This window comes from Limnohabitans sp. B9-3 (genome assembly GCF_002778325.1).
Taxonomy (GTDB): domain Bacteria; phylum Pseudomonadota; class Gammaproteobacteria; order Burkholderiales; family Burkholderiaceae_C; genus Limnohabitans; species Limnohabitans kasalickyi.
Genome location: NZ_NESI01000002.1, coordinates 438,538 through 451,434 on the forward strand (window position 1 = coordinate 438,538; position 12,897 = coordinate 451,434).

A 12,897-nucleotide genomic window follows, 5' to 3' on the forward strand; every position below is an offset into this window, starting at 1 on the left:
TCACGTTTTATGAAAAAACTCCGCCATCGTGCGGAGTTTTTTTTGTCCATCGTAATATGTACTTATGACGCGCAGCACCCACCTCATTCACCACGCCTACCAACCACCCGCTGAGTTTGAAGCGCCCCAAGTGGGCGTGTTCAAAGCCTCGACGGTGATCTTCCCTAATGTGGCCGCCATGCGAACGCGGGAGTGGATGGACAAGTCGGCTTACACCTACGGCTTGCACGGCACGCCCACCACGTTCACCCTGGAAGAGCGCTTGGCCACGCTCGAGGGTGGCACGCATTGCATCCTCACGCCCAGCGGCTTGGCGGCTATCGCGCATGTGGATTTCGCGTTGCTCAAAACTGGCGATGAGGTGTTGATTCCCGACAACGCTTACGCGCCTAATAAGTCGCTTGCAGAAGGCGAGTTGGCGCACTTCGGCATCACGCATCAGGTGTACGACCCGCTGGATGTGAACGACTTGGCCGCACGCATCACACCGCGCACGCGTTTGGTGTGGCTTGAAGCGCCGGGCTCCGTGACGATGGAGTTTCCTGACTTGGTGGCTTTGGTGCAATTGTGCAAATCACGCGGTGTGCTGTGCGCACTCGACAACACCTGGGGCGCAGGCCTCGCGTTCAACGCGTTTGACCTGACGCCGGGGCAGGGCGCTCAAGGACAGCCACCCTTAGGGGTGGACTTAACCATCCATGCGCTGACCAAATACCCTAGCGGTGGTGGCGATGTGTTGATGGGCAGCATCGTCACGCGCAGCGATGAATTAGCGCAAGTCCTGAAGCTCAGCCACATGCGTTTGGGCACAGGGGTGGGCGCGAATGATGCCGAGATGGTGTTGCGCTCGCTGTCCAGCATGCCGCTACGCTACAAAGCGCAAGATGCGGCGGCGCGAACTTTAGCCGCTTGGTGTACCTCGCAGCCCGCATTCAGCCAAGTGCTTCACCCTGCGCTGAGCAGCTCACCGGGGCATGCACAGTGGCAGCAGCTTTGTGTGACGCCTCATGAGCCAGAGGGCCTGGCTGCAGGCATTTACAGCGTGGTGATGGATGAACGCTTCACCTCAGCGCAAGTGGATGCGTTTTGCGATGCCTTGCAGTTGTTCAAGATTGGCTACAGCTGGGGCGGCCCCATGAGTTTGGTGATGCCCTACAACATGGCGTCTAGCCGTGCACGCGCTACAGCGCACATGCAACGCGGTCGTGTGGTGCGCTTTTGCATTGGCTTAGAAGCGGCGAGTCATTTACAGGCTGACATCTTGCAGGCTTTACAGACTGCAAACTTGCAGGCTTAGTCGACGTAGCCCAACACGACGCCTCCGCCTCTGCCCTAGATGGCGTTATTCCGCTGTCAGTGCTTGCGCGATTTTGCGCAAGCTCTCAGCATGGCGGTTGTACGCCACGCACGCTGTGGCTTGGCCCGTTTGCGAGAAATTTCGCACCATCGAAGAGGCATACGTCGGGTCGTAATGCAGCACCAGCAGGTCCCGCACCACGTTTTCAATGTGGCCCGTATGGACTTGCTCTTTCCAGGCGTCGACCACGGCTTTGCCACGGATGGCCACCAAGGCATCAAGCCGGCGGCAAAACAAGTCATGATCGTCGACGAAGAAGTTGTAGTCTTCCATCAGCAAGGCCACACGCTCATCCAAGCTGAGTTGCAACTCAAAACACGGGCTGTCACGCATGGCGAGCATCAGCGATTCAGGCACCGACAAATTGCCCACTTTGCGGCTTTCTGATTCGACGAACACGGGGCGCGTAGGGTCAAAGCTGCGCAACGCTTGCCACACCAAGGTGTCGAAGCGTTTTTGGCTGGGTTGCGGTTGGCCGGGAATATGGCCCAGCACCGAGCTGCGGTGGCAGGCCAATTCTTCGAGGTCCAGCACTTGGGCGCCCTCGGCGGCCAGGGCATAGAGCAAACGCGTTTTGCCCGAGCCCGTAGGCCCAGAGATGACTTTGAATTGCAACGGTGCCACGCGCTTCGGAATGTCCTCGACGATGGCGGCACGGAAGGCTTTGTAGCCGCCCTCGATCAAGTGAATCTTGAAGCCAATTTGTCCCAGCACCATTGACAGCGAGCCACTGCGCTTGCCGCCACGCCAGCAGTAGATGAGCGGTTGCCAATTTTTGGGCAATTCCAGCACTTCACGCTGGATGTGCCGTGCAATGTTGGCCGCCACCATGGCCGCGCCATGTTTTTGCGCCTCAAACGCACCCTGTTGCTTGTACATGGTGCCCACGAAAATGCGCTCTTCGTTGTTCAACGACGGCCAGTTGACAGCACCCGGCAGGTGGTCGAGCGCGTGCTCGTCTTCGCTGCGTGCATCGATGATGGTGCTGAAACCGCCGGGCTCACCCAGCGGTGTGGCCATGCGGGCCATGGCGTCTTGCGCCGAAATGAAATGAACGCTCACTCAATGACCTTGTAAATTCTTTTTGATGTCGGGCCACACATTGCCCAGCATGCGCGGATGCGCTTCTTCGCGGGGATGAATGCGGTCGGGTTGAAATTGGTTGACTGCATCCGGTACGTCGGCAATGCCTTTGAGAAAAAACGGCACCAGGCTGATGTTGTTCCTCTTCGCCACTTGATGGAACATCACCGAAAACTGGGTGCTGTAATCAGGCCCGTAGTTTGGGGGAATCTGCATGCCCACTAACACCACGCGTGCGTTGACTTCCTGGCTGGCTTGAATCATGGCTTCTAAATTCTTTTGCGTGCTGGCAAGATCGAGGCCGCGCAGGGCATCGTTGCCGCCCAACTCGATCACCACGAGCACGGGGCGAACTTGGCTCAACAGTGCAGGCAAGCGAGCGCGACCGCCTGCCGTGGTGTCGCCACTGATGCTGGCATTCATCACGCTCACATCGGGGCGCTCGGCGCGCAACTTGGCTGACAGCAGCGCCACCCAGCCCTTACCCCGTGTGATGCCGTATTCGGCGCTCAGCGAGTCGCCGACCACCAAAATCGTAGCCACAGGCGCAGATCCTGGCGGGGGCACGGCGTTGTTGACGGGGGGGCGACGGCGGCGCGGTTCGGTGCCGATCACGTCACCTTCCATGCCTTCGCCTCGCGACGAGATCACGTTGTTTTGACTCCATGCCGAACGCAGGCCCAAAAGCCCTGTCAAACCGACAGCCAACGCGCTCAAGTTAAAGTCGCGTCTCCACATCCCATCGCGCTTCATGACCACGTCCTCATTAGAAAATTTATCTGCCCACGCACCCGCTGCGGTGTCGCCCTTGATCGCCGTCTCGCACTTGTTCAAATCAGTCCAAGACGCCACCGGCACACTCGACATTCTCCGCGATATCGATTTCACTTTGGCCCCGCAGCAATCCCTGGCCATCGTGGGCGCATCGGGCTCGGGCAAAAGCACCTTGCTGTCCATCATGGCGGGTTTGGACACACCCAGCCGTGGCAGCGTTTGGCTGGGCGGCGTGGATATTTTCAGTTTGAACGAAGACCAACGTGCCGCCTTGCGCGCGCGTCAAGTGGGCTTTGTGTTCCAAAGCTTTCAGCTCTTGGGCAACATGACCGCCCTCGAAAACGTCATGCTGCCTCTGGAGCTGGCGGGCTTGCCCAACCCGCGTGCCGCCGCCAAAGACATGCTGGTGCGCGTTGGCTTGGGCGAGCGTTTGAACCATTACCCCAAAGTGCTGTCGGGCGGAGAGCAACAACGCGTGGCTCTGGCCCGCGCCTTTGTCGTCAAACCCGCACTGCTGCTGGCCGATGAGCCTACCGGCAGCTTGGACCACGCGAGCGGAGAGCGCATCATGGATTTGATGTTTGCTTTGAACCAAGAATTGGGCACCACGCTGGTGTTGGTGACACATGATTTGAAGCTGGCCGCGCGGTGCGATCAGGCCATCACGATTGAGGCGGGGCAGGTGAAGGTTTAGTCAAGGGATAATCCCTGCCTATGTCCTCAGCCCCCAAAGTTCTCTTCGGCTTTCACGCCGTTGGCGTGCGCGTTAAAACAGCGCCGCAATCCGTCATCGAAATCTATTTCGACCCCACACGCCGTGATGCGCGTATGCGCCAGTTCATTGACCGCGCCAACGAGGGCGGTATTCGCTTGATCGAGGCTGATGGCCCACGTTTGGCAAAGCTCTCGGGCGGCCATGGCCACCAAGGCGTGGCGGCGCGGGTCACCGAAATCAAGATGGTGCATTCGCTGGACGAGTTGCTGGAAGGCATCGAAAAAATCGAGTCACCGTTGATTTTGGTGCTCGACGGTGTGACCGACCCGCACAACCTCGGCGCATGCTTGCGCGTGGCCGACGGTGCCGGTGCCCATGCGGTGATCGCGCCCAAAGACCACGCTGTGGGCATCAACGCCACGGTGGCCAAAGTGGCGAGCGGCGCGGCTGAAACGGTGCCTTATTTCATGGTGACCAACTTGGCGCGCACCTTGAACGAACTCAAAGAACGCAACATTTGGATCATCGGCACCAGCGACGATGCCCCCAAAACTTTGTACCAAGTCGACCTCAAAGGGCCCACTGCACTGGTGTTGGGTGCCGAAGGTGATGGCATGCGCCAACTCACGCGCAAGACGTGTGACGAGCTCATCAGCATCCCCATGTCGGGGGCGGTGGAGAGCTTGAACGTGTCGGTGGCCAGCGGGGTGTGTTTGTACGAAGCGCGCCGCCAACGCACGGTCGCCTAATTCTTAACTAAACCCGAGTCTCCTAATTTTCCCAGCGGAACACCACGTCCGCTTTGACTTTGGCCGCCTCAATGCGTCGCGCATTGGGCTCGTCTGTGTGTTGCACCCAATCGGCAGCGTCTTGTGCGCTGCGGCCAAATTGCTGGTGGCGTTGGGTCAAGCGGTCAACGCGCAGGTCGTGCGGCACGTCAACAAACCAGGTTTCATCCAGCAGCGCTTGCACTTGGTCCCAGGGGGCATCGTTGAGCAGCAAGTAGTTGCCTTCCACCACGAGTAGTGGCGTCTTCGCGTGAATGGCGATCGCACCTGCCACGCTTTCTTCTAATGTGCGTTCATAGCTGGGTGCGTAGACCACTTCATCGTCGGTTTGTGTGCGCAGACGCTTGAGTAAGGCGACAAAGCCAAACGCGTCAAACGTGTCTGGCGCGCCTTTGCGTTGTTTGCGTCCCAAACGTTCAAGTTCCACATTGGCCAAGTGAAACCCGTCCATGGGCACCACTTGCACAAGTTCAGGCCATTGCAACGCCAGCACTTGCGCCAAGGTCGATTTGCCCGCGCCGGGTGCACCGACCAAGCCCACCATGCGGCGCGTTCCGCTGGCCAGCAAAGCTTCCATGCGCTGTTGGTAAAGCTTGGGGAGTGTGGGCAGTGCAGGGTGTTTGAGGGGCAAATCCATCTCAAATCCAACCCATGGCCCCCAGCAAAGCGCCAACACCTAGCAACACCAACAAGTGCGTCTTGGTTTTCCAGACGATCAAGGTGGTGATCGCAGTGAGGGTCCAGAGGGGCCAGTCGCGCGCAGGGTTGTCGTGATCGCCGGTCAGCAACCAGCCTGTAGCAATCAAGAGCGCAATCACGATCGGAGCCATGCCCGCTTTGAAAGCTTTCACGGCGCGCAGTTCGCGATTGCGGTGCGCCCATTGCGTGGCCACAAAAGTGAGGGTACATGACGGGATCAAAATGCCTACCATGGTGATCAGCACGCCCCACAACGCCAAGCCCACTGCGTGCCAACCTGCTGCCAAGCCGCCAGCTGCGTTGAGGCCCACGTTCCAGCCCATCAGGGCCACAAACATCACATTGGGCCCAGGCGCACCTTGCGCCAAGGCGATGGACGAGGTGAACTGCGTGTCACTGAGCCAATGCGTTTCATCGACCAAGTAGCGGTGAATGTCGGGCGCGGTGGTGATGGCGCCGCCCACAGCCAGCAGCGACAGCGACACGAAGTGCAAAAACAAGGACCACCAATCGGCCAAGGTCAAGACAATGTTCATGCCTCACCTCGCTTGGCGATGCAGTGGCTGGCCCATAAGCTGGCCAGGGGCCCCAAAGTCAGCAATACCCACGCCAAAGGCAAGCGAAACAGCGCAATGCCGACGAAGGTGAGGGCGGCAATGGCGAGGCAGCTGAACTGGCCCATGGGGTTGTTTTTTAAAGCGTCCATGAGCTTGATGCCCACCGCCGCAATCAAGCCTGCGGACACTGCGCCCATGCCGCGCAGCATGCCTTGTGCCGTGGGCGTGTCCGCTACACCTGCTACGGCGGCTGCTAAAAGAAGTACCAACACAGTGGGCGCGAGCAACAGGCCCGCCAACGCTGCCAGCGCGCCTGACAAGCCAAAGGCGCGTCCACCGATCATCAAGGCGAGATTCACCACGTTGGGCCCCGGTAAGATTTGCGCAACGGACCAATCTTCCACAAACTCATCCAGTGTGAGCCATTTCTTTTTGTCCACCAACTCACGTTGCACCACCGCCAAAACGCCGCCAAAACCCTGCAAAGCGAGCAGGGTGAAGGACACAAATAAATCTGTCTTGTTGCGTGGCGCGTGTTTGTTGGGGACTTGCTGCATGGAGACCGCTTGCGCGTCACTCATACCGTCATGCCACCCGAAACTTCCAGCACCGCACCGTTCACATAAGACGCCTCGTCACTGGCCAAAAACGCGTAGACGTTGGCAATATCTTCGGCGCGGCCCAAGCGCTTCAGGGGCACGCGGCTCACCATGTCTTCAATCACTTTGTCGGGCATGGAGTCCAAGATGGGCGTGGCAATGAAGCCAGGTGCGACGGCGTTGACGCGAATACCTTTGGGGCCCAGCTCGCGACTCCAGGTTTTGGTAAATCCGATCACGCCAAACTTGGTGGCGGCGTAGTTGGTTTGGCCAAAGTTGCCGTAGATGCCCACAACGGACGACGCATTCAAAATCACGCCGCTGCCTTGCGCCACCATGGTGTCGGTGACGGCTTGGGCGCAATGAAAAACGCCACGCAGGTTCACGTCAATCACGCGGTCAAACTGTTCCATCGTCATCTTTTGCAAGCGCGCATCTTGGGTGATACCGGCGTTGTTCACCAGCACATCGATGCGCCCAAACTTCTCAATCACGGCCTTGACGGCGCCATCCACCATGTCGCGCTGGGTCACGTCCACCACAAAGCCCACCGCTTGTGCGCCTGCAGCTTGGCATTGGGCGACGGCCGCATCGACCGCAGCTTGCTTCACATCGCACAGCACCACGATGGCACCTTCATGGGCGAATTTGAGGGCGGTTGCCAAGCCAATGCCTTGTGCGGCGCCCGTGATGATGCTGACTTTGCCTGCCAGCCGTTGCGAAGTGTGGGGGGAGGTGGTGTTCATGGGCTCAGTGTAAATTGCCCACCATCTAGGGAAAATCCTTAGAACTTTGTTTAATTAATTAATGAATAATTAACGCACTCAGGAAAAGACTTGAGCCCTCTAAATCAACCAAATCGAGAGACAAACTCCATGAAACTCAACCAAATCGTTCTGGCCTGTGTGGCCGCTGTGTCGGTGTCAGCTGCTGTGGCAGGCGAAGTCGAAGTGTTGCACTACTGGACTTCCGGTGGCGAAGCCAAGTCAGCCGCTGAGCTGAAAAAAATCATGTCGGCCAAAGGCCACACCTGGAAAGATTTTGCGGTCGCTGGCGGCGGCGGTGACAACGCCATGACCGTGTTGAAGAGCCGTGTGGTGTCGGGCAACCCACCTTCCGCTGCGCAAATCAAAGGCCCCGCCATTCAAGAGTGGGCGCAAGAAGGCGTGTTGGCCAACCTCGACAGCGTGGCACAAGCCGAAAAGTGGGACAGCCTGCTGCCCCAAGTCGTGGCCAACGTCATGAAATACAAAGGCAGCTACGTGGCGGCTCCCGTCAACGTGCACCGCGTGAACTGGGTCTGGGCCAACCCTGATGTGCTGAAAAAGGCGGGCGTGGCCAGCATGCCTGCCAACTACGACGAGTTTTTCGTTGCGGCTGAAAAAATCAAAAAAGCGGGTTTCATCGCCGTGGCCCACGGTGGCCAAAACTGGCAAGACTTCACCACCTTTGAATCGGTGGTGTTGGGTGTGGGTGGCGCTAAGTTCTACCAAGAAGCCTTGGTCAAGCTCGACCCCAAAGCGTTGAGCAGCGCCACGATGAAGAAATCGCTGGAGACCTTCCGCAAGATCAAGGGCTACACCGACGCCGCCTCACCTGGCCGCGACTGGAACTTGGCCACCGCCATGGTCATGCAGGGCAAAGCTGGCTTCCAATTCATGGGTGACTGGGCCAAAGGCGAGTTCGTTGCCGCTGGCAAAAAGCCAGGCAAAGACTTCTTGTGCGCCGCTGCGCCTGGTACGTCCACTTCTTACACCTTCAACGTGGACTCGTTTGCCATGTTCAAGCTCAAAGACGCCGGTGCACAAAAAGCCCAAGGCGACTTGGCCGCCGCCATCATGAGCACCGACTTCCAAGAGGTGTTCAACCTCAACAAGGGCTCCATCCCTGTGCGCTTGAACATGTCGATGGCCAAGTTTGACGACTGCGCCAAGCTGTCCAGCAAAGACTTCGTGGACACCGCCAAAACCGGCGGATTGGTCCCATCGGTTGCCCACGGCATGGCCATCTCGCCAGCCACCGAAGGCGCCATCAAAGATTTGGTCAGCCAGTTCTGGAACGACGACAAGATCAGCATCGACGATGGCCAAAAACGCCTCGTTGCAGCCGCTGCGACCAAATAAGCAACAGACAGCCTGTTGATTTTTAAAACCCCTGAGAGACAACTATGAAAATGAAACTAACCTGCGCCGCTGCTGCACTTTGCTGCTTGAGCGCGACTGCTTTCGCGGCAGATGTGGGCGGCGTTGAAGTCACCGGCTACAGCCGTGGCGGTGGCGTGTACAGCTACAACAAAGACCAGCAAGTCAAAGGTGGCTTAACCCTCGGCGGCGACTTGCAAAAGTACCGTTTGGGCAACGAAGGTGACTACGGTGTGGAAGTCAACATCGCCAAAACTTTTGAAGTGGATGGCGTGAAATACAAGTTGGACTACATGCCCACTAAGTGGAACGATGGCAATGTGGGCACAGAACAAGCCTTCGTCGAAGTCTCGGGCTTGAGCTTTGCACCCGAAGCTAAGATTTGGGCCGGTCAACGCCGCCTCCGTATTCAAGACGTTCACATCGTTGACCATTTCTTGATGGACTACGGCGTTAACCAAGGTTCGGGTTTCACCGATCTGTCAGTGGGTGGTATCAAGGTGGGTGCCGCTTTACAAACCGGCGACACCTTCGACAAAAAGATGACCGTCGGCACCTCTGCCAACAAACTCAACGTTGACATTTCTGAAATCAACACCAACCCCGGCGGCAAAGTGCGCGTGTTGTTGACTTCAGTGACCACCTCTGGCTTGAAGAGCAGCGGCGGTTCGGGTTTGACCATCAACCACAACCAGTCGAATTTCGGCATGCCCGGTTTGACCAATAGCCTGTTCTTGCAAACCTCCAGCGGCTACGCCAATATCAATGGCCGTTTTGGTGACATCAGCTCGACCACGGTGTATGGCAAGAAAACCAACCGCATCGCTGATTCCATCAACTGGCAATCAGGTCGTTTCGGTGGTCAAGCGATTGTGGGTTACCAAACCACCAAGTCGGATGACCCTGCCGTCACACGCACCACCAAAGACACCTCTTTGGGCGGTCGTGTTTCATACGCTTACACCAAGAACTTCAAGATGTTGGTCGAAGCTGGAACGACATCACGATCCTTCAGCGATGGTGCTCAGTCACAGCGTCTGAACAAAATCACGATTGCGCCCACCATCGCCATGTCGCCTGATTTCTGGTCTCGTCCTGAGTTGCGTTTCTACGTGACCAAGGCGAACTGGAACCAAGCCGCAGCAGATGCCAACAATGGCGGAGCAGGTGAAGGTACGTTTGGGACCAACAACCGTAAAAACCAAACTTTGGCTGGTGTCCAGTACGAAGTTTGGTGGTAAATCGACCTCGGTTTTGAACAGGCGAGGGTGAGAGAAGGGGGTAACCCCTTCTCTCTTTTTTGAAACATCACAAAGGCTCAAGATGCACAAGCATCGCTTAGAAGCGTTGATTCCTAAGATGGTGGTCGCACCCGGTTTGGTGCTGGGTTTTGCGTTCATCTACGGGTTCATGATTTGGAACGGCGTGTTGTCGGTCACCGTCTCGCGCATGTTGCCCAACTACGAGTTGGTGGGTTTGGCGCAGTACGCCAAGCTGTGGGAGATGGACCGCTGGTGGGTCGCCCTGAAAAACCTCGCTATTTTTGGCATCGGCTATGTCGCTGGTGCCATGGCTTTGGGTGTCTTTTTGGCTGTTTTGTTAGACCAAAAAGTACGTGCCGAAGGCTTCATTCGCACCGTCTATCTGTACCCCATGGCTTTGTCGTTTGTGGTCACGGGCACAGCGTGGAAATGGTTGCTCAACCCCAGCATGGGCCTTGAAAAACTCATGCACGACTGGGGCTGGAGCAGCTTCAGTTTCAGTTGGTTGGTCGAAAGCGACATGGCCATTTACTGCGTGGTGATTGCCGGTGTGTGGCAGTCGGCAGGTTTTGCCATGGCCTTGTTTTTGGCGGGCTTGCGCGGCATTGACGACAGCATCATCAAAGCGGCGCAGATCGATGGCGCGTCCTTACCCCGTATTTACTGGCGCATCGTGTTGCCGGCGTTGCGACCCGTGTTCTTTTCGACCCTGATGGTGCTGTCGCATCTGGCCATCAAGAGTTTTGACCTGATCATGGCGCTCACCTCGGGCGGTCCAGGTTATGCCACCGATGTGCCCGCCACCTTCATGTACGCCATGAGTTTCACGCGTGGACAAATTGGATTGGGTGCCGCCAGCGCCACCATGATGCTGGCCACCGTGGCGGCCTTGGTCGTGCCTTATCTATACAGCGAATTGCGGAGCAAAAAGCATGAGCACTAAGTTCTTTTCTGCGCAAACGCTGTGGCGGGTGTTGCTCTATGTGACCTTGGCTGTGGGTGCCATTTTCTTCTTGGCACCGCTTTATGTGATGCTGGTGACCTCCCTCAAAGACGCCGAAGAAATTCGTCAAAATAGCTTGGTCAGTCTGCCTGGGTCGTTGAACTTTGACGCCTGGCGTTTGGCGTGGGACTCGGCCTGCACGGGCGCGCAATGCTCCGGCTTGGAACCTTACTTTTGGAACTCGGTGTGGATGGCGGTACCTGCGGTGTTGATCTCCACCACATGGGGCGCGCTCAATGGCTACGTGCTGAGCCTGTGGAAATTTCGCGGCAGCGAGACCTTGTTTGCACTGCTGTTGTTTGGCGTTTTCATGCCCTTCCAAGTGGTGCTGTTGCCCATGAGCCAAGTGCTGGGTTGGTTGGGGCTTTCTAGCTCCATCGGCGGCTTGATCTTGGTGCACTTGTTAGCGGGCTTGCCCAGTACCACCTTGTTTTTCCGCAACTACTATGCTGGCATTCCCAAAGACTTGATGAATGCCGCGCGCATGGACGGCGCTGGTTTTTGGATGATCTTTTTACGCATCATCGTGCCCATGTCCACGCCCATCGTGATGGTCACTTTGATTTGGCAATTCACCCAAATATGGAACGACTTCTTGTTTGGCGTGGCCTTCAGCGGCGCGGACTCCAAGCCCATCACCGTGGGCCTGAACAACTTGGCCAACACCACCAGCAGCGTCAAAGCCTACAACGTCGACATGGCGGCGGCCTTGATTGCGGGCTTGCCCACCATGCTGGTGTATGTGCTGGCAGGACGGTATTTTGTGCGTGGCCTCACCGCCGGCGCTGTCAAAGGTTAAAAGGAACGACGATGTCTTCAGCATTAGAAATTCGCGGCATTCGCAAATGTTTTGGCAAGGGCGATAACACGGTGGAGGTGCTCAAACGCATCGACATCGACGTGGCTCCCGGTGAGTTCTTGATCTTGGTTGGCCCCTCCGGCTGCGGCAAGTCCACCTTGCTCAACATCATTGCGGGTTTGGAAGAGCCCACCGAAGGCAGCATTGCCATTGCCAACAAAAACGTGGTGGGCGTGCCGCCCGCGCAGCGCGACATTGCCATGGTTTTTCAGAGCTACGCGCTGTACCCCACGATGAGCGTGGCCGAGAACATTGGCTTCGCCCTTGAAATCCGCAAAGTGCCCAAGGCCGAGCGTCAAGCGCGCATTGCCGAAGTGGCTGCCATGTTGCAGATTGAGCATTTGCTGGACCGTCGCCCCTCGCAACTCTCGGGCGGCCAACGCCAGCGCGTGGCCATGGGCCGTGCTTTGGCGCGCAACCCTCAGCTGTTTTTGTTTGATGAACCCCTGTCTAACCTCGACGCCAAGTTGCGCGTGGAGATGCGCGCTGAAATCAAACGCTTGCACCAGCTCAGCGGCATCACCAGCGTGTATGTGACGCATGACCAAGTCGAAGCCATGACCTTGGGCAGTCGCATCGCGGTCATGAAGGGCGGCGTTTTGCAGCAACTGGGCACACCGGACGAAATTTACAACCGACCCGCCAACACCTACGTGGCCACCTTCATTGGTTCGCCCACGATGAACCTGATCGAAGGTCGCGTCAGTGCCAATAGCGCCGCCTTTGACATTGCAGGCGCTCAGTTGGCTTTGACCGCCCCCACGCACGCGGGCAGCATCACGCAGTTGGGCTTGCGCCCTGAACACCTGAGCTTCGACGATGCAGCGCCTTGGCGCGGTGTGGTGAACTTGGTGGAGCCCACGGGGGCCGACACCTTTGTGGTGGTCGACACGGCAGCTGGCAAAGTGACCGTGCGTACCGCCCCGCAAACGCAAGTGCGTCCGGGTGACCACGTGGGATTGGGCATTCAAGCCGACCACGTCACTTGGTTCGACCATGCCTCAGGGTTGCGGTTGGCCTAAAAGGTCTGAGGCGCTTTCAGGGCGGTGCAGCGCTTGCA

At 57.6% G+C, this 12,897-nt stretch carries 14 protein-coding genes; 8 read left to right on the forward strand and 6 right to left on the reverse strand.

Annotation, left to right across the window (positions count from 1 at the left end):
• The first annotated feature begins 64 nt into the window (after nt 1-64).
• The gene (locus tag B9Z42_RS04855) at nt 65-1,297 is read left to right on the forward strand and encodes a PLP-dependent transferase (RefSeq protein ID WP_100132197.1); all 1,233 of its coding nucleotides are present in this window, start codon (nt 65-67) and stop codon (nt 1,295-1,297) included.
• 45 nt (nt 1,298-1,342) lie between these two features.
• Here B9Z42_RS04855 and mnmH read toward each other — a convergent pair whose 3' ends face one another.
• Together mnmH and B9Z42_RS04865 are read right to left on the reverse strand one after the other, a co-directional pair.
• A complete protein-coding gene (gene mnmH, locus B9Z42_RS04860) occupies nt 1,343-2,419 on the reverse strand; it encodes a tRNA 2-selenouridine(34) synthase MnmH (protein WP_100132198.1) in 1,077 nt (358 codons plus the stop codon).
• Nucleotides 2,420-3,193, reverse strand: coding sequence for an arylesterase (locus B9Z42_RS04865; RefSeq protein ID WP_369806838.1), 774 nt, complete (start codon nt 3,191-3,193; stop codon nt 2,420-2,422).
• Between B9Z42_RS04865 and B9Z42_RS04870 the strand changes: the two genes are divergently transcribed.
• Nucleotides 3,192-3,908, forward strand: coding sequence for an ABC transporter ATP-binding protein (locus tag B9Z42_RS04870; protein WP_100132199.1), 717 nt, complete (start codon nt 3,192-3,194; stop codon nt 3,906-3,908). The genes B9Z42_RS04865 and B9Z42_RS04870 overlap by 2 nt on opposite strands.
• Before the next feature lie 20 nt (nt 3,909-3,928).
• Nucleotides 3,929-4,678, forward strand: coding sequence for a 23S rRNA (guanosine(2251)-2'-O)-methyltransferase RlmB (gene rlmB / locus B9Z42_RS04875; protein ID WP_100132200.1), 750 nt, complete (start codon nt 3,929-3,931; stop codon nt 4,676-4,678).
• 22 nt (nt 4,679-4,700) lie between these two features.
• On the opposite strand, the gene B9Z42_RS04880 is transcribed toward rlmB, so the two are convergent.
• The 4 genes from B9Z42_RS04880 to fabG are packed head-to-tail and all read right to left on the reverse strand — an operon-like array spanning nt 4,701 to nt 7,318.
• Nucleotides 4,701-5,354 carry a nucleoside/nucleotide kinase family protein gene (locus tag B9Z42_RS04880; protein ID WP_100132201.1) on the reverse strand — a complete coding sequence of 218 codons (654 nt, stop codon included), beginning with the start codon at nt 5,352-5,354 and terminating at the stop codon, nt 4,701-4,703.
• 1 nt (nt 5,355) lies between these two features.
• A complete protein-coding gene (locus tag B9Z42_RS04885; protein ID WP_100132202.1) occupies nt 5,356-5,952 on the reverse strand; it encodes a chromate transporter in 597 nt (198 codons plus the stop codon).
• Complete coding sequence (locus B9Z42_RS04890; RefSeq protein ID WP_233203531.1) at nt 5,949-6,554, reverse strand: chromate transporter; 606 nt, start codon at nt 6,552-6,554, stop codon at nt 5,949-5,951. The genes B9Z42_RS04885 and B9Z42_RS04890 overlap by 4 nt, the downstream gene beginning before the upstream one ends.
• On the reverse strand, nt 6,551-7,318 hold the full coding sequence (gene fabG / locus B9Z42_RS04895) for a 3-oxoacyl-ACP reductase FabG (RefSeq protein ID WP_100132203.1): 768 nt from the start codon (nt 7,316-7,318) through the stop codon (nt 6,551-6,553). Before fabG ends, B9Z42_RS04890 begins: the two co-directional genes overlap by 4 nt.
• A 129-nt stretch (nt 7,319-7,447) precedes the next feature.
• On the opposite strand from fabG, the gene B9Z42_RS04900 reads away from it, so the two are divergent.
• From B9Z42_RS04900 to B9Z42_RS04920, 5 genes are all read left to right on the forward strand, one after another.
• Nucleotides 7,448-8,695, forward strand: a complete 1,248-nt coding sequence (locus tag B9Z42_RS04900; RefSeq protein WP_100132204.1) for an ABC transporter substrate-binding protein — start codon at nt 7,448-7,450, stop codon at nt 8,693-8,695.
• Between the two features lie 44 nt (nt 8,696-8,739).
• Nucleotides 8,740-9,954 (forward strand): carbohydrate porin, encoded by a 1,215-nt coding sequence (locus tag B9Z42_RS04905; RefSeq protein ID WP_100132205.1) that lies wholly within the window; start codon nt 8,740-8,742, stop codon nt 9,952-9,954.
• Nucleotides 9,955-10,036: 82 nt separating this feature from the next.
• Complete coding sequence (locus B9Z42_RS04910) at nt 10,037-10,918, forward strand: carbohydrate ABC transporter permease (protein WP_100132206.1); 882 nt, start codon at nt 10,037-10,039, stop codon at nt 10,916-10,918.
• Complete coding sequence (locus tag B9Z42_RS04915; protein ID WP_100132207.1) at nt 10,908-11,777, forward strand: carbohydrate ABC transporter permease; 870 nt, start codon at nt 10,908-10,910, stop codon at nt 11,775-11,777. Before B9Z42_RS04910 ends, B9Z42_RS04915 begins: the two co-directional genes overlap by 11 nt.
• Nucleotides 11,778-11,788: 11 nt before the next feature.
• Entirely contained in the window at nt 11,789-12,859 is a 1,071-nt protein-coding gene (locus tag B9Z42_RS04920; RefSeq protein ID WP_100132208.1) for an ABC transporter ATP-binding protein, read from the forward strand.
• Nucleotides 12,860-12,897: the final 38 nt, after the last annotated feature.